The following is an 18,878-nucleotide window of genomic DNA, read 5'->3' as shown; positions in this document are numbered from 1 at the left end:
AATGGATGTGAGCAAGCGAGCCTTTAACTTCTGCGCCGGCCCGGCCGCGCTTCCGGAAGCTGTTCTGCAACGTGCCCAGGCGGAACTCCTTGACTGGCAGGGTAAAGGCCTGTCCGTCATGGAAATGAGCCATCGCAGCGATGAGTACGTCGCCATCGCCGAAAAGGCCGAGCAGGACCTGCGCGACCTCATGTCCATTCCCTCGAACTACAAGGTGCTGTTCCTCCAGGGCGGTGCCAGCCAGCAGTTCGCCGAGATTCCGCTGAACCTGCTGCCCGAGAACGGCGTTGCCGACTACGTCGACACCGGCATCTGGTCGAAGAAGAGCATCGACGAAGCCAGCCGCTTTGGTCGCGTCAATGTCGCCGCCAGCGCCAAGGGCTACGACTACTTCGCCATCCCCGGCCAGAACGAGTGGCAGCTGTCGAAAGACGCCGCCTACCTGCACTACGCCTCCAACGAAACCATCGGCGGCCTGCAGTTCGACTGGATTCCGGAAGTGGGTGACGTACCGCTGGTGGTGGACATGTCTTCGGACATCCTCTCCCGTTCGCTGGATGTTTCCCGCTTCGGCATGATCTACGCCGGCGCGCAGAAGAACATCGGCCCGAGCGGCCTGGTGGTGGTCATCGTCCGCGAGGACCTGCTCGGCCGCGCCCGCGCCAACTGCCCGACCATGCTGAACTACAAGATCGCCGCTGATAACGGCTCCATGTACAACACCCCGGCAACCTTCTCCTGGTACCTCTCCGGCCTCGTCTTCGAGTGGCTGAAAGAGCAGGGCGGTGTCGAGGCCATGGAGCAACGCAACAAGGCGAAGAAAGAACTGCTCTACGGCTACATCGACAAGAGCGAGCTCTACACCAACCCCATCGCCCACAATGCCCGCTCCTGGATGAACGTGCCGTTCCGCCTCGCCGATGAGCGCCTGGACAAGCCGTTCCTGGCTGGCGCAGATGCTCGTGGCCTGCTGAACCTCAAGGGCCATCGCTCCGTGGGCGGCATGCGCGCTTCCATCTACAACGCTGTCGGCCTCGATGCCGTCGAAGCCCTGGTGGCCTACATGGCGGAGTTCGAGAAGGAGCACGGCTGATGTCCGAGCAAGAACTCAAGGCGCTGCGCCTGCGCATCGATAGCCTCGACGAGAAGATTCTCGATCTGATCAGCGAGCGCGCTCGCTGCGCCCAGGACGTGGCGCGCGTGAAGATGGCTGCCCTGCCAGAAGGCGAGAAGCCGGTCTTCTACCGTCCCGAGCGCGAGGCCTGGGTCCTCAAACACATCATGGACCGCAACCAGGGCCCGCTGGACAACGAAGAGATGGCGCGGTTGTTCCGCGAAATCATGTCCTCCTGCCTGGCCCTCGAGCAGCCGCTCAAGGTTGCCTACCTCGGCCCGGAGGGCACCTTCACCCAGGCTGCGGCGCTCAAGCACTTCGGCCATGCGGTGATCAGCTCGCCGATGGCCGCCATTGACGAAGTCTTCCGCGAAGTCGCCGCCGGTGCGGTCAACTTCGGCGTGGTGCCGGTGGAGAATTCCACCGAAGGCGCGGTGAACCACACCCTGGACAGCTTCCTCGAGCACGACATGGTGATCTGCGGTGAGGTCGAGCTGCGCATCCACCATCACCTGCTGGTGGGCGAGAGCACCAAGACCGACAACATCACCCGCATCTATTCCCATGCGCAGTCCCTGGCACAGTGCCGCAAGTGGCTGGACGCCCACTACCCGAATGTCGAGCGCGTGGCGGTGTCCAGCAACGCCGACGCCGCCAAGCGGGTGAAGAGCGAGTGGAACTCCGCGGCCATCGCCGGTGACATGGCGGCCAGCCTCTACGGCCTGACCAAGCTCTGCGAGAAGATCGAGGACCGTCCGGACAACTCCACGCGCTTCCTCATCATCGGCAGCCAGGAAGTGCCGCCCACCGGCGACGACAAGACTTCGATCATCGTCTCCATGCGCAACAAGCCGGGCGCCCTGCACGAACTCCTGGTGCCGTTCCACAACAATGGCATCGACCTGACTCGCATCGAGACTCGCCCGTCCCGCAGCGGCAAGTGGACCTACGTGTTCTTCATCGACTTCGTAGGTCACCACCGCGACCCGCTGATCAAGGACGTGCTGGAGAAGATCAACCAGGAAGCCGTTGCCCTGAAGGTGCTGGGTTCCTACCCCAAAGCGGTGCTTTGAATTTGCGACGGGCCGTCGCGCTCCAGCCTGGGTTGGGGCGCGCCACGGCGGCCCCTAGCCCGTAGTTGAGGCTGAACCCATGAGCTGTGACTTCCTCGCCCTTGCCCAACCGGGCGTGCAGAAACTTTCGCCCTACGTACCCGGCAAACCGGTGGATGAGCTGGCCCGTGAGCTGGATCTCGACCCGGCCGGCATCGTCAAACTGGCCAGCAACGAGAATCCCCTCGGCCCGAGCCCCAAGGCCCTCGAAGCGATCCGCAACGAGCTCGCCGAACTGACCCGCTACCCCGACGGCAATGGCTTCGAGCTCAAACGCCGCCTGGCCGAGCGCTGTGGCGTGACCCCGGCGCAGGTCACCCTGGGCAACGGTTCCAACGACATCCTCGATCTGGTGGCCCGTGCCTATCTTGCGCCGGGCCTGAATGCCGTGTTCAGCGAGCACGCCTTCGCCGTGTACCCCATCGCCACCCAGGCCGTGGGCGCCGCCGGCAAGGTGGTTCCGGCCAAGGACTTCGGCCATGACCTGCCGGCCATGCTGGCAGCCATCGACGCCAATACCCGCGTCGTGTTCATCGCCAACCCGAACAACCCCACCGGCACCTGGTTCGGCCCGGCCGCGCTGGAAGACTTCCTCGCCAAGGTCCCGGAAAACGTCCTGGTGGTGCTGGACGAGGCCTACATCGAGTACGCCGAAGGCGAAGAACTGCCCGACGGCCTTAACTATCTGGCCCGTTATCCGAACCTGCTGGTGTCGCGCACCTTCTCCAAGGCCTACGGCCTGGCTTCGCTGCGTGTGGGCTACGGCCTGTCCAGCGCCCAGGTGGCCGACGTGCTGAACCGCGTGCGCCAGCCCTTCAACGTCAACAGCCTGGCCCTGGCCGCCGCCTGCGCCGCCCTTGATGACGCCGAGTACCTGGCTGAAAGCCGTCGTGTCAACGATGCCGGCATGCTCCAGCTGGAAGAGGGTTTCCGCGCCCTGGGCCTGAGCTGGATTCCCTCCAAGGGCAACTTCATCGCCGTCGATTTCGGCCGCGACGCCGCCCCGATCAACCAGGGCCTGCTCGCCGAAGGCGTGATCCTGCGCCCGGTGGCCGGCTACGGCATGCCGACCTTCCTGCGCGTCTCCATCGGCCTGCCGGCCGAGAATGCCCGTTGCCTGGAAGCGCTGGCCAAGGTGCTCGGCCGTGGCTGATGTCATGACCGTGCAACAGGGCGCCCCTATCTTCGGGCGCCTGGTGGTGATCGGCCTCGGCCTGATCGGCGGCTCCTTTGCCAAGGGGCTGCGCGAGAAGGGCCTGTTCGCCGAAGTGGTGGGCGTGGACAAGGATCACGAGTCCTGCCGTATCGCCGTCGAGACCGGCGTGGTCGACCGTTGCGAGAGTGACCTCGCTGCGGCCTGCCGCGGTGCCGATGTGATCCAGCTGGCCGTACCCATTCTCGCCATGGAAAAGCTCCTCGCCGAACTGGCCCGACTGGACCTCGGCAATGCCATCCTCACCGATGTCGGCAGCGCCAAGGGCAATGTGGTGCGCGCGGCGCGCAAGGTTTTCGACGGCGTGCCGGCGCGTTTCGTGCCCGGCCACCCCATCGCCGGCTCGGAAAAGAGCGGGGTGGAGGCTGCCAACGCCAGCCTGTTCCGCCGCCATAAGGTCATCCTCACCCCGGTGGAAAACACCGATCCGTCGGCTCTGCAGCGCATCGACCAACTCTGGCGTGCCCTGGGGGCGGACGTTGAACACATGGAGGTCGAGCATCACGATGAGGTGCTCGCCGCAACCAGTCACCTGCCGCACCTGCTGGCATTCGGACTGGTCGACTCGCTGGCCAAGCGCAGCGAGAATCTGGAAATCTTCCGCTATGCCGCTGGCGGATTCCGCGACTTCACGCGGATCGCCGGCAGCGACCCGGTGATGTGGCACGACATCTTCCTCGCCAACCGCGATGCCGTGCTGCGCATCCTGGACGCATTTCGCGATGACCTCGACGCCCTGCGCGGCGCGGTCGACGCAGGGGACGGGCATGAATTGCTGGGCGTGTTCACTCGCGCCCGCTTCGCCCGCGAGCATTTCAGCAAAATCCTGGCCCGCAGGGCCTATGTGGACGCCATGCACAATAACGATCTGATTTACCTGGCACAGCCGGGTGGCAAACTCGCCGGCCGTGTTCGCGTTCCGGGCGACAAGTCCATTTCCCACCGTTCCATCATGCTCGGCTCCCTGGCCGAAGGCACCACCGAGGTGGAAGGCTTCCTCGAGGGCGAAGACGCCCTGGCGACCCTGCAGGCCTTCCGCGACATGGGCGTGGTCATCGAAGGGCCGCACCACGGCCGCGTGACCATTCACGGCGTTGGCCTGCACGGCCTGAAGCCGCCGCCCGGCCCGCTGTACCTGGGCAACTCCGGCACCTCCATGCGCCTGCTCAGTGGCCTGCTGGCGGCCCAGCCGTTCGACACCACCCTGACCGGCGATGCCTCCCTGTCCAAGCGCCCGATGAACCGCGTGGCCAAGCCCCTGCGCGAAATGGGCGCCGTGATCGAGACCGGCGCTGAAGGCCGTCCGCCGCTGACCATCCGCGGTGGCCAGCGCCTGTCCGGCATGAACTACGACATGCCCATGGCCAGCGCGCAGGTGAAATCCTGCCTGCTGCTCGCCGGCCTCTACGCTGCCGGTGAAACCTCTGTCACCGAGCCGGCCCCTACCCGTGACCACACCGAGCGCATGCTGCAAGGCTTCGGTTACCCGGTGAAGGTGGACGGCAACACCGCCACCGTCGAAAGCGGCCACAAGCTCAGCGCCTCTCGCATCGAAGTGCCTGCCGACATTTCCTCGGCTGCCTTCTTCCTGGTGGCCGCGAGCATCGCCGAAGGCTCCGAACTGGTGCTGGAACACGTCGGCATCAACCCGACCCGTACTGGCGTCATCGACATCCTCAAGTTGATGGGCGGCGACATCACCCTGGAAAACCAGCGTGAAGTGGGTGGCGAACCCGTTGCAGACATCCGCGTGCGCGCGGCCAAGCTGAAGGGCATCGATATCCCCGAAGACCTGGTTCCGCTGGCCATCGACGAGTTCCCCGTGCTCTTCGTCGCCGCTGCCTGCGCCGAAGGCCGCACCGTGCTGCGTGGCGCAGAAGAACTGCGCGTGAAGGAATCCGACCGCATCCAGGTCATGGCCGACGGCCTGCTGGCCCTGGGTGTGAAGGCCGAGCCGACTCCGGACGGCATTGTCATTGAAGGCGGCCCCATCGGCGGCGGCGAAGTCTGGAGCCACGGCGACCACCGTATCGCCATGTCCTTCAGCGTGGCCTCGCTGCGCGCCAGCGCGCCGATCCGCATCCATGACTGCGCCAACGTCGCCACTTCGTTCCCGAACTTCCTCGGCCTCGCGGCCCAGTCCGGCATTCGTGTAGCGGAAGAGGGCAAGGCATGAACGCCAACGTGCCCGTGATTGCCATCGACGGACCCAGCGGTTCCGGCAAGGGCACCGTCGCCGGCCTGCTGGCCAAGCGCCTGGGCTGGCGTCTGCTCGACTCCGGCGCGCTGTACCGGCTGCTGGCCTTCGCTGCGCGCAACCATGGCGTCGACCTGACCAACGAGGAATCCCTCAAGGTCCTGGCGGCGCACCTGGACGTGCAGTTCAATGCCAAGGCCGGTGGCGGCCAGAGCATCGTGCTGGAAGGTGAAGACGTTACCGACGTGATCCGCTCCGAGCAGGTCGGTGCCGGCGCCTCCCAGGTCGCCGCGCTGCCCGCCGTGCGTGAAGCCCTGCTGCAACGCCAGCGTGCCTTCCTCGAAGCCCCCGGTCTGGTGGCCGATGGTCGCGACATGGGCACTGTGGTGTTCCCGCAGGCGCAGCTGAAGATCTTCCTCACCGCCAGCGCTGAAGAGCGTGCCCGTCGCCGCTACCTGCAGCTCAAGGGTAAGGGAATGGAAGCTGATCAGGCTGCCCTGCTGACGGAAATCCAGGAACGCGACGAGCGTGACAGCCAGCGCTCCGTAGCCCCGCTGAAGCCGGCCGAGGATGCGATCATCCTCGACTCCACCAGCCTCAGCATCGACGAAGTTCAGGACAAGATCCTCGAAGCCTTCGCCGCCCTCGGCCTGGACGACTGAAGTCCCGGCTCGACGAAAACGCCGCAGTCACTGACTGCGGCGTTTTTGTTTGTGGGGCTGGGATTTCCTACAGGTAGCGATTGATCGATGGGTATCGCTTCGCTCCAGCGGAGCGCCGCCCGCCACATCCTACGAAGGACGTCGGTCGAACGGCGCGACGGAGCTTCCGGTAGGGTGCGCCGTGCGCACCGGCTGTTCAGCAAAAGCGAGGAAACAGGCGCCGCCCTGAAGCGGCACCTGATCCTATGTTGGAACCTCAATCCGCAGCGGCACGCACCGGATTACGGAGGGCCGCAAGCGAGTCGTGTGTTGCATCCACTGGCTGGTCATCCAGCAGCGCTTTGCACAGCGATACGCACAGTCCCACCATCACCAGCAGGAACGGCGCGGCGAAGATAATGGCGGCGGTCTGCAGCGCGTTCAGGCCACCCATCACCAGCAACACAGAGGCCGCCGCGCTGGTCAGCACGCCCCACAGCGCCACCAGCCAGCACGGCGGCTTCAGGTTGCCGCGGGCGCAGAGCATGCCCATGACGATGGAGCCCGCATCGGCCCCGGAGATGAAGAACACGCCCACCAGCAGAATGGCCGCAAATGAGGTCAGCGCCGCGGCGGGGTATTGGGCCAGCAGCATGAACAGCGCCACCGCAGGTCCCTGGTCCTTCACGGCGGCGGCGATGCCGCCCGCGCCGGCCAGTTCCGAGTACAGGGCCGAGCCGCCCATGATCGCGAACCACACCATCGTTACTCCGCTGGGAATGACGATCACGCCGATCACGAATTCGCGAATGGTGCGGCCGCGCGAGATGCGCGCGATGAAGGTGCCCACGAACGGCGCCCAGGAAATCCACCACGCCCAGTAGAAGATGGTCCAGCCCGCGAGCCACTTCCCATCACTGAACGCAGCGGTGCGGAACGACATCGGCACCAGTTCCTGAAGGTATTCGCCTATCGAAGCCACCAGAGTGTTGACGATGAACACGCTGGGGCCCACTGCGGCCAGGAAGAGCAGCAGTACCACCGCGACCCACATGTTCAGGTTGCTCAGGAACTGCACCCCCTTACCCACACCGGAGATGGCGGAAAGGATGAAGAACACCGTCATCACGACGATGATCGCCAACGCAATGTTGTTCGATTCGCCGGTGTTCCAGAGGTAGTTCAGGCCGCTGTTGATCTGCTGAGCGCCCAGGCCGAGCGAGGTGGCGGTGCCGAAGAGGGTGGCCAGGACCGCCAGAATGTCGATCGATTTGCCCAATGGCCCGCGCACGCCCTTCTCGCCAATCAGCGGTGTAAAGGCGCTGGAGATCAGGTTCGGCAGTCCCTTGCGGAATGAGAAGTAGGCGATGACCAGGCCGACGATGGCGTAGATCGCCCAGGGGTGGAATGCCCAATGGAAGTAGGCGTAGCCCATTGCGATCTTGGCCGCTTCCCTGGAGTGCGGCGGCGCCAGGTCGGGCGGTATTGTCGAAAAGTGCGTGATCGGCTCGGCCACGCCCCAGAACATGAGCCCGATGCCCATGCCGACGCTGAACATCATCGCGATCCACGATGACGTGCTGAACTCGGGTTTTTCATCGTCCTTGCCCAGTTTGATCCGGCCGAAGCGGCTGAATGCCAGGAACAGGGCGAAGCCCAGAAAGAATGCGGTGGAGAGGACGAAGCTCCAGCCGAACCAGTCGATGATCTTGTCCAGCACCGCCTGCGCCGCAGTCGACAGGGCCTTGGGCCAGAGTGCTCCTCCAGCGACCAGTGAGGCCGATATCACGACAGCCCCCCAGAAAACGACCTTGTCGACGGGTGAGTTGGGTGTCTTGTGCATAGGCCTCCTCAAGCATTGCGTGCTTTTTCTTGTAAGTGCGAAACCTGCCGGGCTGGCGACAGTCAGAGCCCCGTAATGGTCGCGTGGCCGATGAAGCGCTTCTTGTGCGTGGACGATGCCCGCCGATCCAATTGCGACAGACTTCGACCGGGCGGTCGCGTTGGCGTAGCAGCCAACGACAGACGGTCGGTTCAGGCCTCAAAAGCAAAACGGGCCCCGAGGGCCCGTTTTCGTTTGGACAAGAATCGCTTCCTTCAGATCACTCACGCCGAGCGCAGAATTTCCGCACCCGTCTCGGTTCCCGTGTCCGCATCGATCTCCTTCATCCCCAGATGCGCCGTCTCCTTCAGCAGGAACGAGCACACCGCTACCAGCGCCAGTGCAGCCGCGCCATAGGCGGCCACGCCGAACGGGCTGCCGGTGGCGATGAGAATCGCTGTCGCCAGGCTGGACGCCGTGCCGCCACCGAAGGCCGCGCCCATCTGGTAGGCGGCGGACATGCCGGAGTAGCGCATGTGGCGCGGGAACTGTTCGGCGAGGAAGGCGGGAATCGGGCCCTGGGTCGCACCCATCAGGGCGCCGACCATGATGTACGCCATGCAGGCGATGGGCAGGCTGTGGCGGCCCACCAGGGCGAAGAAGACGAAGAAGCCGGCGGCCATTAGCAAGGCGCCGAGGATCATCACGGCGCGCCGGCCCAGGCGGTCGGAGAGGCTGGCGAACAGCGGGGCGCTGATGACGATGGCAACGGAAAGGGACACGTCGAACAGCAACGCTTCAGTGCTGCCGTAGCCCAGTTGGGTGGCGTAGGCGAGGAAGAAGGTGCTGCCGATATAGGCGATGGTCACGTAGCCGAAGGCGATGCCGGTGCACAGCAGCATCTCGCGAGGGCGCGAGCGCAGTGCGGCGACCAGGGGCAGGCGGGTGTTCTCTCGCGGTTGCAGCGGCTTGCCGGCCGTATTCGACAGGCGTGCGTAGAGGCCGATCAGCACCAGGACGCCGCCGAGCCAGAAGGGGATGCGCCAGGCGAAGTCGGCCAGGTTGTCATCGTAGGCGGCGCTGACGATGGCGAACACGGCGGAACCGAGAATGCCGCCGATGCCGATGCCCATGCTGGTGAAGCTGCCCCATAGGCCGCGTTTACCGGCCGGGGCCGATTCGATGCCGAAGAGGGCAGCGCCACCCCATTCGCCACCTGCGGCGAAGCCTTGTACCAGGCGCAGCAGTACCAACAGGACAGGCGCTGCTGCTCCGATGCTCTCGTGGGAAGGCAGGCAGCCGATGGCCAGGGTGCTGAAACCCATCAGCAGCAGGGTGACGACCAGTGCTTTCTGACGGCCGGCCTTGTCGCCGAAGTGGCCGAACACCATGCCGCCCAGCGGACGGGCGAAGAAACCCACGCCGAAGGCGCCGAAGGCCACCAATGTGGCGGTGAGCGGGTCAAGGTCGGGGAAGAACACCTGGGGGAAGACCAGGGCGGCGGCGACGCCGTAGATGACGAAGTCGTAGAACTCCAGTGCGGTGCCCATGCCCGAGACGAAGAATGTCCGGAGCGCCGATTGCGATCCCGTTGCCGGGGAAGGTTGATTTGCCATTTGCCTTTGCTCGTCTTGTCGTTGTTGGAGGGAGCTGCTGGCGGCAGGTGGCTGCCTGCCGCCATTGCGGTCAGAAGCGCACGCTGCCCGAGCGGGCCAGCACCACCGGGTTGCCCTCGGCGTACTCCAGCTCGAACGCTTCGGTGTCGATGCCGATGGTGAGCAGGGTTTCCCAGCGCTCCTTCGGCGGCAGGCTCAGGTCCGGGTGGAAGCAGATGGGGGCCTGCTCGCCCGGCTCGCCGCACATGGCGCTGGCGCGCGAGGCCAGGGTCTTGCCGGTCATGGCGTCGAGGTTGCCGTTCACATGGTCCAGGCGGGCGTAAGTGGTGGAGACATCCAGCGTGCGTTCGCCGGGCACCAGCTCAGGCGCGAGGAAGTGGTTGGTGTGGGTGATCCAGCCGTCTTCGCGCGGCAGCACCACGGCAGTCGCGTGGCGGGACAGCTCGATGCTCGCGGCGCGGGGCGATGCGTCGTGACGGGAGAACACGGTCAGTACGGTGGAGGCGCTGACCCGTGCAGAGCGGGCAAGGGCGATGGCTTCGTCCACGCTGCGGGCTTCTTCCAGCAGGCGGCGGGCGATGGCATGGACCGGCACGCCGGCGCTGTCGTTGTCGCTCGCGTGGTGGAGGATGTTGAAGTGCAAGCCCAGGCCAGCGCTGTTCACGCCGATCTTGCCGAGCATGCCGAACTCGGTGAACAGCTTGACGCCCAGGCCGGCGCTGCCGGTGAGCTGCAGCATCATCCCGTGGGGAACGAGGGCGTCGTGCCAGTCCCAGGTCTGGATCGTGCGCGGTGCGTTTGCGCCGTGCGGGGCGAACACGGCGGTGGAGCACTCGCCTTCGGGCGGCGTGGGCATCACCGCGAGGATTTCGGTACGGGCATTCAACGCCGCCAGTTGCCACAGCGGCAGGCCGGCCGCTTCGGCGGTGGCGACCACCTCCTGGGCCAGGGACGGGCTCCAGGCTTCGAGGGCGGCGAGGCTGGCTTCGCCGATGTTGCGCACCGTGGCCGGGTCGACATCCACCTGGGAGAAGAAATCGAGGTAGAGCGATACGGTCTGCCGGATCTGCTCCGACCACCGTTCACCGATCTGCCGGCCACGAATCTGCGGGTTCTGGGTGTCGGTGACGAAGGTATGGACTTTCACTGCGAATTACCTGTTCAGCATTGGATTGTTACGGGCGTGAAGCGGCCGCGGGACACCGAAGCGGTGCCCCATGGCCTGGAGAAATCAGTCAGCGGTTGCGGGTATAAACGTCGCGGCCAGCGAACCAGGTCTTCAATACCTGGGTGTCGCGCAGAGCCTCGGGCTCGACCTGGAACACATCGCGATCGAGCAGGATCAGGTCAGCCTGCTTGCCGGGCTTGAGCGAACCGATGCGGTCGTCCAGGCGAATGGCGCGAGCGGCGTTCAGGGTGTAGGCCTGGAACATCGTCTCGCGGTCGATCTCCTCGGCGGCGTTCAGCACACCTTTCGGCCCTTTGCGGCTCACCGCCTGGTAGATCGCCTTCCAGGGTTCCGGGGTGGTGATGGGCCAGTCGCTGGCGCCCGCGATGGTGGCGCCGTTCTTCAACAGCGAGCGCGCCGGGTACTGGTACTGGAAGGCCATGGCGCTGACATAGGGCTGCACCAGATCGACGCTGAGTTCGTCGGCGGTGGCCCAGTAGAGCTGCATGGAGGCGATCACATCCAGCGGCTTGAAGCGGGCGAACTCCTTCGGGTTGACCATCTGCAGATGGGTGATGGAGTGGGGGATACCGCTGTTGCGGGCCTTGCGCGCCTGCTCGATGCCGTTGAGGGATTCGCGCACCGCGCGGTCGCCAATGGCATGCACATGCACCAGCCAGCCGCGGGCGTCCGCCGCGTTCACCAGTTCGCCGAACTGGGCCGGGTCGAACAGCAGCTCGCCGCGCTTGCTGGAGTTCTTGTACGGCTCCAGCATCGCCGCGCTCTGTGCCGGGTGCTCCGCCACGCCGTCGGCGAACACCTTGATGCCCGGCAGGGTGAGGTTGGGTACGCCCTGGAACTGCTGACGCACCTTGTCCAGTTCGTCCAGGTCCTTGGGTGTGGCCTTCGAGTCGGCCATCAGCAGGGCGGCGACATGGGCGCTGAGCTCGCCGGAGTCGGCCATCGCCTTGTAGGTGGGCAGCACGCCGACAGAGCTGTTGTCGATGGGGCCGCCGGGAATCTCGTTGGCCAGCGGGTCCATCCAGGCGGTGATCCCCAGGCTGTTGTAGTAGTGCAGGGCATCGCGGGCGCCGGTCAGCAGCTCTGCCTGGGAGGGCAGGGGAATCAGCTCCTGGGCAGCGTAGAGGCCAGCGTCCACCAGGAATCCGTTGGGCTGGCCGTTCTCATGGTGGCCGATGGTGGCCAGCTCTTCGCCCTTGAGCGACTTCACCTTGGCGGCGTTGATACCGGCGCGTTTCAGCATGGCGCGGTTGACCCAGCCGGTGTGGTAGTCCCAGCCGGCGAAGAGGATGGGCGTGTCGGCCCACTCGCCGGCATTGAAGCGCTGCTCGAAGGCGTCGAGCTGGTCCCAGTAGCTGGTGGGCACGCCGCCGACCACCAGGAAGTCGCCGCGTTTGGCCTTGCCGTCCTCACGCCACTGGCGCAGGCGCTTCTCCAGCTCGTCCAGCGGAACCTCCTCGCCATTGAGGTTGGCCTGGTGCATCTGCAGGCCGCCCTTGACCACGTGGGCGTGGGAGTCGATGAAGCCGGGCATCAGCACCTTGCCACCCAGGTCGAGCAATTGGGTATCCGCCTGCTTGAGTCGCAGCACCTCGGCATCGGAACCCACGGCGACGATCTTGCCGTTCTCGATGGCGACCGCCTGTTGCAGGGGCTGGCCGGGTTCGGCGGTGTAGACCTTGGCGTTGTGCAGGATGAGATCGGCGGCTGCCATAGTTTCCATGGAAGAAAAGGCGAGGGCGACGGAGAGCGTCAGGGAGACAATCGGCTTCATGGGGTGTTGGCCTTGATTCTTGTTGGTCTGAGGCGAAGACTACCCAGTCGCCGTGCCGGGAATAACGCCAAGGCCGGCATAACTTCTTTTCTGAAGTGGAAATAAAAATGGACCGATTGACCGCGCTGGCCATGTTCGTCGCCGCTGCCGAACAGGGCAATTTCAGCCGTGCCGCCGAGCAACTCGGCACCACGCCGTCATCCCTGACCAAGGCCGTGGCGCAACTGGAAGAGGGGCTGGGCACCAAGCTGTTCGAGCGCACCACTCGTCGGATGTCCCTCACCGAAGCCGGGCACATCTACCTGGAGGGAGCCCGCCAGGCCCTGATGCAATTGCAACTGGCCGGCGAGGGCGTCGAGCAGTTGCAGCACGAGTTGCGCGGCAGTCTGCGCATCACCGCGCCGCCATCCTTCGGCCCGGCCTTCCTCAATGCCGTGTGTTGCCGCTTCCTGCGCGAATACCCGCATGTGCACCTGGAGGTGGACCTCTCCGACACCTATGTGGACCTGGTTGACGGCGGCTACGACCTTGCTCTGCGTGACGGGCCCACCGACCTGCCCAGCGTGATCGCCCAACCCCTGGTGGAAAACCGCATCACCCTCTGCGCCAGCCCCCGCTATCTGGCGGAGCGAGGCGGGGACGTGACCCTGGAAAACTACCTGCAGCACGACTGGCTGATCTTCCGCCACCCACTGCTCAACCGGCATTTCTGGTGGGTGACCAAGGGCGACCAGCGCATCCGCCTCAGCCAGCCGGTACCGCGCCTGGCCAGTGACAACTACGACTTCCTCCTGGCCTGCCTGCTGGATGGCCTGGGCCTGCAGTTCATTCCGCAATGGAGCGCGGCCCCTTACCTGGCGAGCGGCGAACTGGTGGAAGTGATGCCCGAGTACTGGCGCGAGCCCAGTGGCTTCGGCCCGCAGGTCTACGTGCTCTACCTCACCCATCGGCGCAACACGCGCAAGGTGAAGGTGTTCATCGAGCACTTGAAGGCGTACTGGCGGGACAGTGGTATCGCTGGCTGATAGGCGGGGCAGGGCGTCGGACTCGAATGGATGCCGCGTGTGGTGAGCGCGCCCTGCAATCCGCATAATCCGCGCATTGCCCGAGCTGGCTGCAGCATGCAGTCAGCTCCTTCCCGAACGAGGTTCCCCATGAACGAACACATCGCGCCGGTGGCGCTGGACCGTGCCTATCGCGTGCTGAATCACGGCCCCACCGTGCTGGTCTCCGCCAGCCACGACGGCGTCGATAACGTCATGGCCGCCGCCTGGTCCTGCGCCCTGGACTTCTCGCCACCGAAGGTGACCGTGGTGCTGGACAAGGCCACCCGCACCCGCGCGCTGGTGGAAAAGAGCGGCTACTTCGCCTTGCAGGTGCCCAACCTCGGCCAGCTGGAACTCACCTACAAGGTCGGCACCCGCAGCCTGGACGAGGCGCCGGACAAGCTGGCGCAGAGCGGCGTCGAGTTGTTCCGCATGGACGGCTTCGACGTGCCCCTGGTGGCCGGCAGCTCCGCCTGGCTGATCTGCAAACTGATCCCCGAACCGCACAACCAGCAGACCTACGACCTGTTCATCGGTGAAGTGGTCGGCGCCTGGGCCGATACCCGCGTGTTCAAGGACGGCCACTGGCACTTCGAACAGGCCGACGAGCGCTGGCGCAGTCTGCACTACATCGCCGGCGGGCATTTCTATGCCATCGGCGATGCGGCGGTGGTGCGGGAGGAGTGAGCGACTGGCGGTAGGGTGGAATCCCCGCGTGGGATTTCCACCGCGAAGAGCTCTATCGCTGGGATTCCCTGTAGGGTGCGCCGTGCGCACCGACGGCGGGATCAATCCGACCTCCTGACTCGCCCTATCTCCATTTCGTCTGCGAAAGCTCCACCTCAGTGGGCGGCATCGCGTATAAATGCTTCGCAATTAGCACACGATTCCAATTACCCAGTCCCATTGCCGAAGGTCAGCCGTTCATGGATGTTCTCTCGCTTGCCTATGAGCGCCTGACCGAGCTGGTCATCGAGCCGGTCGCCAAGCAGTTTCTCGGGATCTTCGACCTGAACGGCCGTCTCGGTGTTCTGTTTCTTCTCCTGTCCTACAGCATCGGCTACGGACTGTACCGCTACCGGAAGTATCGGGGGCTGACAGACGCTCGCTCGTTCTGGCAGTTCATCGGCGGGAGCCGGGTCTATTTCCACCGCTCGGCATGGCTGGATTACCGCTACTACTTCGTGCGCGCCATCCTGAAGGTCGCGCTGGTCCTGCCCATCGTCGGCCTGGTGGACCCCTACATCCTGAAGTCCGGGGATTACATCGCCTTCTTCACCAACCTGTGGGGCGCGCGCCCACAGCTCGGCGAGAACCTTTCGCTTTCCCTGCTTTACGGGCTGGGGGTGTTTCTGCTGAAGGACTTCATGCACTACTGGGCTCACCGGGCCTTTCATTCCCGCTGGCTCTGGGCGTTTCACAAGGTCCATCATTCGGCGCCCGTGCTGGTGCCGGCGACCGCAAGCCGCGTGCACTTCCTGGAAAAAGTCGTCGAGAAGCTTTCCGTTGGCGTTCTTCTCGGCCTCTATGCCGGGGGCTTCTGGTACGCCTGCGGCGGGGAAGTCAGCCGCTACACCCTGTTTGGCGTGACCTATCTGGTCTTCATCTTCAATGGCCTGGCGGCGAACCTGCGTCATAGCCATGTCTGGCTGTCGTTCGGGCCGGTGGTCGAGCATGTGCTGAACAGTCCGGCCCAGCATCAGATTCACCACAGCGACGCGCCCCGGCACTTCAACAAGAACTTCGGCACCAACCTGTCGCTCTGGGACTGGATGTTCGGCACCCTCTACGTCACCACCCCGGAGCCCGAGGCGATCCGCTTCGGCACCGGCGAAAAGGACCTCGAGCGCTACCTGACGATCTACGGCCTGATCGTCACGCCCTTCGTGGACACCGCCCGCAAGCTCGCCCGGCAAAGGCGTACACAGCGGATTCCGCTGCGCAATGGCTGAGCCTGTGTGTTTCTCGTGGGGCTATGTCGGTATTAGCTGCTGCTGAGAGGAATGGTGCTCGCTGGCAGCAGGCTTCCTGGAATTCTGTGCTGCCGTCCCCCCTCACCCCCGGCCCCTCTCCCTGAAGAGGAGAGGGGTGACTCGCGCCTGCGAGGCACAAGTCATCCTCATGCCCACTCGGGCTTGAACTGTGGGTGGATTGGGTGGGGCAGCTCGTAGGACGGGTGGAGCTTGCGATACCCATCGATCAAGGCTGACCGGGATCACATTGCTCAACCACATCCTGCAAGAGTGAGGTGGCAGCGCCGCTCGTTGGGCTTCGCTGCGCTCAGACCAACCTACGGGGCATCGTTCGTCTTCTGTGCCGGACGTTTGCGGTCACTCGTAGGATGGGTGGAGCTTGCGATACCCATCGATCAAGGCTGATCGGGATCACATTGCTCAACCACATCCTGCAAGAGTGAGGGGGCAGCGCCGCTCGTTGGGCTTCGCTGCGCTCAGACCAACCTACGGGGCGTCGTGCGTCTTCTGGGCCAGGCGTTCGCGGCAGAAGTCGACGAACAACTGCGCGGGCTTGGTGAGCTGGCCGCGCTTGAGGCGGGCGGCTACCAGGCCGGAGGTGGCGACGGGTTCGGCGATATCGACGGTGACCACTTTCTTGCCGTCGTAGGTGCACTCCGAATGGGGGCGGGTGACCAGCAGGGAGAAGCCGAACCCCTGGCCGACCATGCCGCGCACCATCTCGATCGACGGCGAGCTGAACACGATGTTGGGCGTCAGGCCCAGTTCGTGGAACAGGCTGACGAAGTAGGTCCGGCTTGGCTGCACGTCCAGCAGGATCATCGGCTCCAGGCAGAGGTCGCGCAGGGACACCTGGGCCTGGCTGGCGAAGCGGTGGTTCTCCGGCAGCAGGGCGTAGGGTCGCTGCGGCGGCATCAGCGGTTCGGTGGCGATGGTGCTGTCCAGGTCGTGTTCGTAGAGGAAAGCGAGGTCGAACGTGCCGGCAGTCAGGCCCTGGACCAGCTCCTGCTGCTCGCCATCGCGGATGCGGATGTCCACGCCGGGGTACTGCTCGCGGAAGCCGGCGATGAGCTGGGGCAGGTAGAGCGGGGCAACGGTCTCGAAGCAACCGATGTCGATCTGTCCGGCGACGATGTCGTTGTCGGCCAGCGCGTTCTGTTCGAACTCGCGGGCTACCCGCAGCAGCTCCTGGGCCTTCTCGTAGAAGCGTGTGCCGCTGGGCGTCAGCGACACGCCCTGGGCGTGGTGGCGGATGAACAGCTGCACGCCGAAGCTCTCTTCCAGGCCCTTGATGGCGGTGGAGATGGACGGCTGGGCGATGTACAGCTTGCGTGAGGCTTCGGCCACGCTGCCGGCCTCCACGGTCGTCACGAAATACTTGAGTTGTCGCAAGGTATAGGTAGCCACGGGCACCTCTGTTGTTGGCCGCCTGCGCACGCGCGAGGCGGCTCTCTGTGCTTGTCGTTATGGGGTGAACCTTACCCCAGGCGGCACCTGCGAGGCCGCATGAGCTGCCGAGTTTTTTCATATGACTCGAGCATATTTTTAATAATTTTCCTCTGCCGGAAGCTGGCGCACCATCTGCCTCAACCCGAATAACAACGTGACCGCACAGACGGTCGCTCTGGGAGTGCAGCGTGTTAGATCTCGGCTATTGGCAGCAGCGAGCTGCCCGGCAAGCATTCACTGACAAGGCGCTGATCGGCGGTCGCCAGGTGTCCGCCGCCTCTGGCGCAACCTTCGACTCGATCAACCCGGCCACCAACCAATTGCTGGCCCGCGTCGCCGCCTGCGGCGAGGCGGAAGTTGACCTGGCCGTGCGCACGGCGCGCCGTGCCTTCAACGAAGGCCCCTGGGCACGCATGGCGCCGGTGGAGCGCAAGAGGGTGCTGCTGCGTCTCTCCGAACTGATGATGGCCCACCGTGAAGAACTGGCCCTGCTGGATTCCCTGAACATGGGCAAGCCGGTGATGGACGCCTACAACATTGACGTTCCCGGCGCTGCCCACGTGTTCGCCTGGTACGGCGAGGCCCTGGACAAACTCTACGACCAGGTCGCCCCCACCGCGCCAAACGCCCTGGCCACCATCACCCGCGAAGCGCTGGGCGTGGTCGCTGCCGTGGTGCCCTGGAACTTTCCCCTCGACATGGCTGCCTGGAAGCTGGCGCCGGCCCTGGCCGCCGGCAACAGCGTGGTGCTGAAACCCGCCGAGCAGTCGCCGTTCTCCGCCCTGCGCCTGGCCGAGCTGGCACTGGAAGCCGGGCTGCCGGAAGGCGTGCTCAACGTGGTACCGGGCCTGGGCGAAAGCGCCGGCAAGGCCCTCGGCCTGCACCCGGATGTGGATTGCCTGGTGTTCACCGGTTCCACCCAGGTGGGCAAATACTTCATGCAGTACTCGGCGCAGTCGAACCTCAAGCAGGTCTGGCTGGAATGCGGCGGCAAGAGCCCGAACCTGATCTTCGAGGATTGCCGCGACCTGGATCTGGCTGCCGAGAAGGCCGCCTTCGGGATCTTCTTCAACCAGGGCGAAGTCTGCTCGGCCAACTCGCGCTTGTATGTGCAGCGCTCCATCCAGGACGAATTCATCGAACGCCTGCTGGCCAAGGCCCGCAACTGGATGCCGGGCGATCCGCTGGACCCGGCCAGCCGCGCTGGCGCTATCGTCGACGCCGGGCAGACCGCCCGCGTCATGTCCTTCATCGAGGGCGCGCAAGGGGAGGGCGCACGGCTGCTCGCCGGCGGTCGCCGCCTGACCTTCAACGGCTCCAGCAATTTCGTCGAACCCACCGTCTTCGCCGATGTGAGCAGCGACATGCAGCTGGCGCGGGAAGAGGTGTTCGGCCCGGTGCTGGCCATCAGCGCCTTCGATACAGAAGAAGAGGCCCTGCGCCTGGCCAACGACAGCATCTACGGCCTGGCCGCTTCGGTGTGGAGCGATGACCTGCATCGCGCCCACAGGGTCGCCCGCGCGCTCAAGGCGGGAACAGTGTCGGTGAACACGGTGGACGCTCTGGACGTCACCGTGCCCTTCGGCGGCGGCAAGCAGTCCGGCTTCGGTCGCGACCTCTCGCTGCATTCCTTCGACAAGTACAGCCAACTGAAAACCACCTGGTTCCAGCTTCGCTGAGGTCGCTCTGACGACCCGGCCGCGTGCTCCTACGGTGCGCGGCCGTCCACAAC

At 65.0% G+C, this 18,878-nt stretch carries 14 protein-coding genes; 9 read left to right on the top strand and 5 right to left on the bottom strand.

The features are described from left to right. Positions 1 to 7: 7 nt before the first annotated feature. From serC to cmk, 5 genes are all read left to right on the top strand, one after another. Positions 8 to 1,093, top strand: a complete 1,086-nt coding sequence (gene serC, locus E8F06_RS16685; protein ID WP_280369262.1) for a 3-phosphoserine/phosphohydroxythreonine transaminase — start codon at positions 8 to 10, stop codon at positions 1,091 to 1,093. Then, the gene (pheA, locus tag E8F06_RS16680) at positions 1,090 to 2,187 is read left to right on the top strand and encodes a prephenate dehydratase (RefSeq protein WP_280369545.1); all 1,098 of its coding nucleotides are present in this window, start codon (positions 1,090 to 1,092) and stop codon (positions 2,185 to 2,187) included. Before serC ends, pheA begins: the two co-directional genes overlap by 4 nt. A gap of 79 nt (positions 2,188 to 2,266) precedes the next feature. After that, positions 2,267 to 3,379: a histidinol-phosphate transaminase gene (hisC, locus tag E8F06_RS16675; protein WP_280369260.1), complete on the top strand. Its 1,113-nt coding sequence runs from the start codon at positions 2,267 to 2,269 to the stop codon at positions 3,377 to 3,379. After that, positions 3,372 to 5,615, top strand: coding sequence for a bifunctional prephenate dehydrogenase/3-phosphoshikimate 1-carboxyvinyltransferase (locus E8F06_RS16670; RefSeq protein ID WP_280369258.1), 2,244 nt, complete (start codon positions 3,372 to 3,374; stop codon positions 5,613 to 5,615). The genes hisC and E8F06_RS16670 overlap by 8 nt, the downstream gene beginning before the upstream one ends. Then, on the top strand, positions 5,612 to 6,298 hold the full coding sequence (cmk, locus tag E8F06_RS16665; protein ID WP_271470744.1) for a (d)CMP kinase: 687 nt from the start codon (positions 5,612 to 5,614) through the stop codon (positions 6,296 to 6,298). Before E8F06_RS16670 ends, cmk begins: the two co-directional genes overlap by 4 nt. A 256-nt stretch (positions 6,299 to 6,554) precedes the next feature. On the opposite strand, the gene E8F06_RS16660 is transcribed toward cmk, so the two are convergent. From E8F06_RS16660 to E8F06_RS16645, 4 genes are all read right to left on the bottom strand, one after another. Continuing rightward, positions 6,555 to 8,120 (bottom strand): BCCT family transporter, encoded by a 1,566-nt coding sequence (locus E8F06_RS16660; protein ID WP_280369254.1) that lies wholly within the window; start codon positions 8,118 to 8,120, stop codon positions 6,555 to 6,557. Between the two features lie 263 nt (positions 8,121 to 8,383). Beyond that, the gene (locus tag E8F06_RS16655) at positions 8,384 to 9,649 is read right to left on the bottom strand and encodes an MFS transporter (protein ID WP_280369252.1); all 1,266 of its coding nucleotides are present in this window, start codon (positions 9,647 to 9,649) and stop codon (positions 8,384 to 8,386) included. A 136-nt stretch (positions 9,650 to 9,785) separates the two neighbouring features. Next, a complete protein-coding gene (locus E8F06_RS16650; protein ID WP_280369249.1) occupies positions 9,786 to 10,862 on the bottom strand; it encodes a C45 family autoproteolytic acyltransferase/hydolase in 1,077 nt (358 codons plus the stop codon). 88 nt (positions 10,863 to 10,950) lie between these two features. Then, positions 10,951 to 12,678 carry an amidohydrolase gene (locus E8F06_RS16645; RefSeq protein ID WP_280369246.1) on the bottom strand — a complete coding sequence of 576 codons (1,728 nt, stop codon included), beginning with the start codon at positions 12,676 to 12,678 and terminating at the stop codon, positions 10,951 to 10,953. Positions 12,679 to 12,785: 107 nt separating this feature from the next. Here E8F06_RS16645 and E8F06_RS16640 point away from each other — a divergent pair, with 107 nt between their 5' ends. The 3 genes from E8F06_RS16640 to E8F06_RS16630 all read left to right on the top strand — a co-directional run bounded on the left by E8F06_RS16640 (position 12,786) and on the right by E8F06_RS16630 (position 15,676). Continuing rightward, positions 12,786 to 13,703 carry a LysR family transcriptional regulator gene (locus E8F06_RS16640; RefSeq protein ID WP_280369244.1) on the top strand — a complete coding sequence of 306 codons (918 nt, stop codon included), beginning with the start codon at positions 12,786 to 12,788 and terminating at the stop codon, positions 13,701 to 13,703. A gap of 129 nt (positions 13,704 to 13,832) precedes the next feature. Next, positions 13,833 to 14,411: a flavin reductase family protein gene (locus E8F06_RS16635; protein WP_280369242.1), complete on the top strand. Its 579-nt coding sequence runs from the start codon at positions 13,833 to 13,835 to the stop codon at positions 14,409 to 14,411. A gap of 239 nt (positions 14,412 to 14,650) precedes the next feature. Beyond that, positions 14,651 to 15,676, top strand: coding sequence for a sterol desaturase family protein (locus tag E8F06_RS16630; protein ID WP_280369240.1), 1,026 nt, complete (start codon positions 14,651 to 14,653; stop codon positions 15,674 to 15,676). 507 nt (positions 15,677 to 16,183) lie between these two features. Here the strand turns inward: E8F06_RS16630 and E8F06_RS16625 are convergent. Then, complete coding sequence (locus E8F06_RS16625) at positions 16,184 to 17,104, bottom strand: LysR family transcriptional regulator (protein ID WP_280369238.1); 921 nt, start codon at positions 17,102 to 17,104, stop codon at positions 16,184 to 16,186. 230 nt (positions 17,105 to 17,334) lie between these two features. On the opposite strand from E8F06_RS16625, the gene E8F06_RS16620 reads away from it, so the two are divergent. After that, entirely contained in the window at positions 17,335 to 18,825 is a 1,491-nt protein-coding gene (locus E8F06_RS16620) for an aldehyde dehydrogenase (protein WP_280369235.1), read from the top strand. Positions 18,826 to 18,878: the final 53 nt, after the last annotated feature.

Source organism: Pseudomonas sp. BN411, from assembly GCF_029871235.1.
GTDB lineage: Bacteria > Pseudomonadota > Gammaproteobacteria > Pseudomonadales > Pseudomonadaceae > Metapseudomonas.
The sequence above is the reverse complement of the archived record's forward strand: the minus strand, read 5'-3'. Positions and strand labels throughout refer to the sequence as shown.

Bases quoted from the DNA above. Each gene is read 5' to 3' on its own strand.
- E8F06_RS16635 (WP_280369242.1), top strand. From the start codon at position 13,833: ATGAACGAACACATCGCGCCGGTGGCGCTGGACCGTGCCTATCGCGTG.
- E8F06_RS16640 (WP_280369244.1), top strand. From the start codon at position 12,786: ATGGACCGATTGACCGCGCTGGCCATGTTCGTCGCCGCTGCCGAACAG.
- hisC (WP_280369260.1), top strand. From the start codon at position 2,267: ATGAGCTGTGACTTCCTCGCCCTTGCCCAACCGGGCGTGCAGAAACTT.
- E8F06_RS16660 (WP_280369254.1), bottom strand. From the start codon at position 8,120: ATGCACAAGACACCCAACTCACCCGTCGACAAGGTCGTTTTCTGGGGG.
- E8F06_RS16630 (WP_280369240.1), top strand. From the start codon at position 14,651: ATGGATGTTCTCTCGCTTGCCTATGAGCGCCTGACCGAGCTGGTCATC.
- E8F06_RS16655 (WP_280369252.1), bottom strand. From the start codon at position 9,649: ATGGGCACCGCACTGGAGTTCTACGACTTCGTCATCTACGGCGTCGCC.
- E8F06_RS16645 (WP_280369246.1), bottom strand. From the start codon at position 12,678: ATGAAGCCGATTGTCTCCCTGACGCTCTCCGTCGCCCTCGCCTTTTCT.
- cmk (WP_271470744.1), top strand. From the start codon at position 5,612: ATGAACGCCAACGTGCCCGTGATTGCCATCGACGGACCCAGCGGTTCC.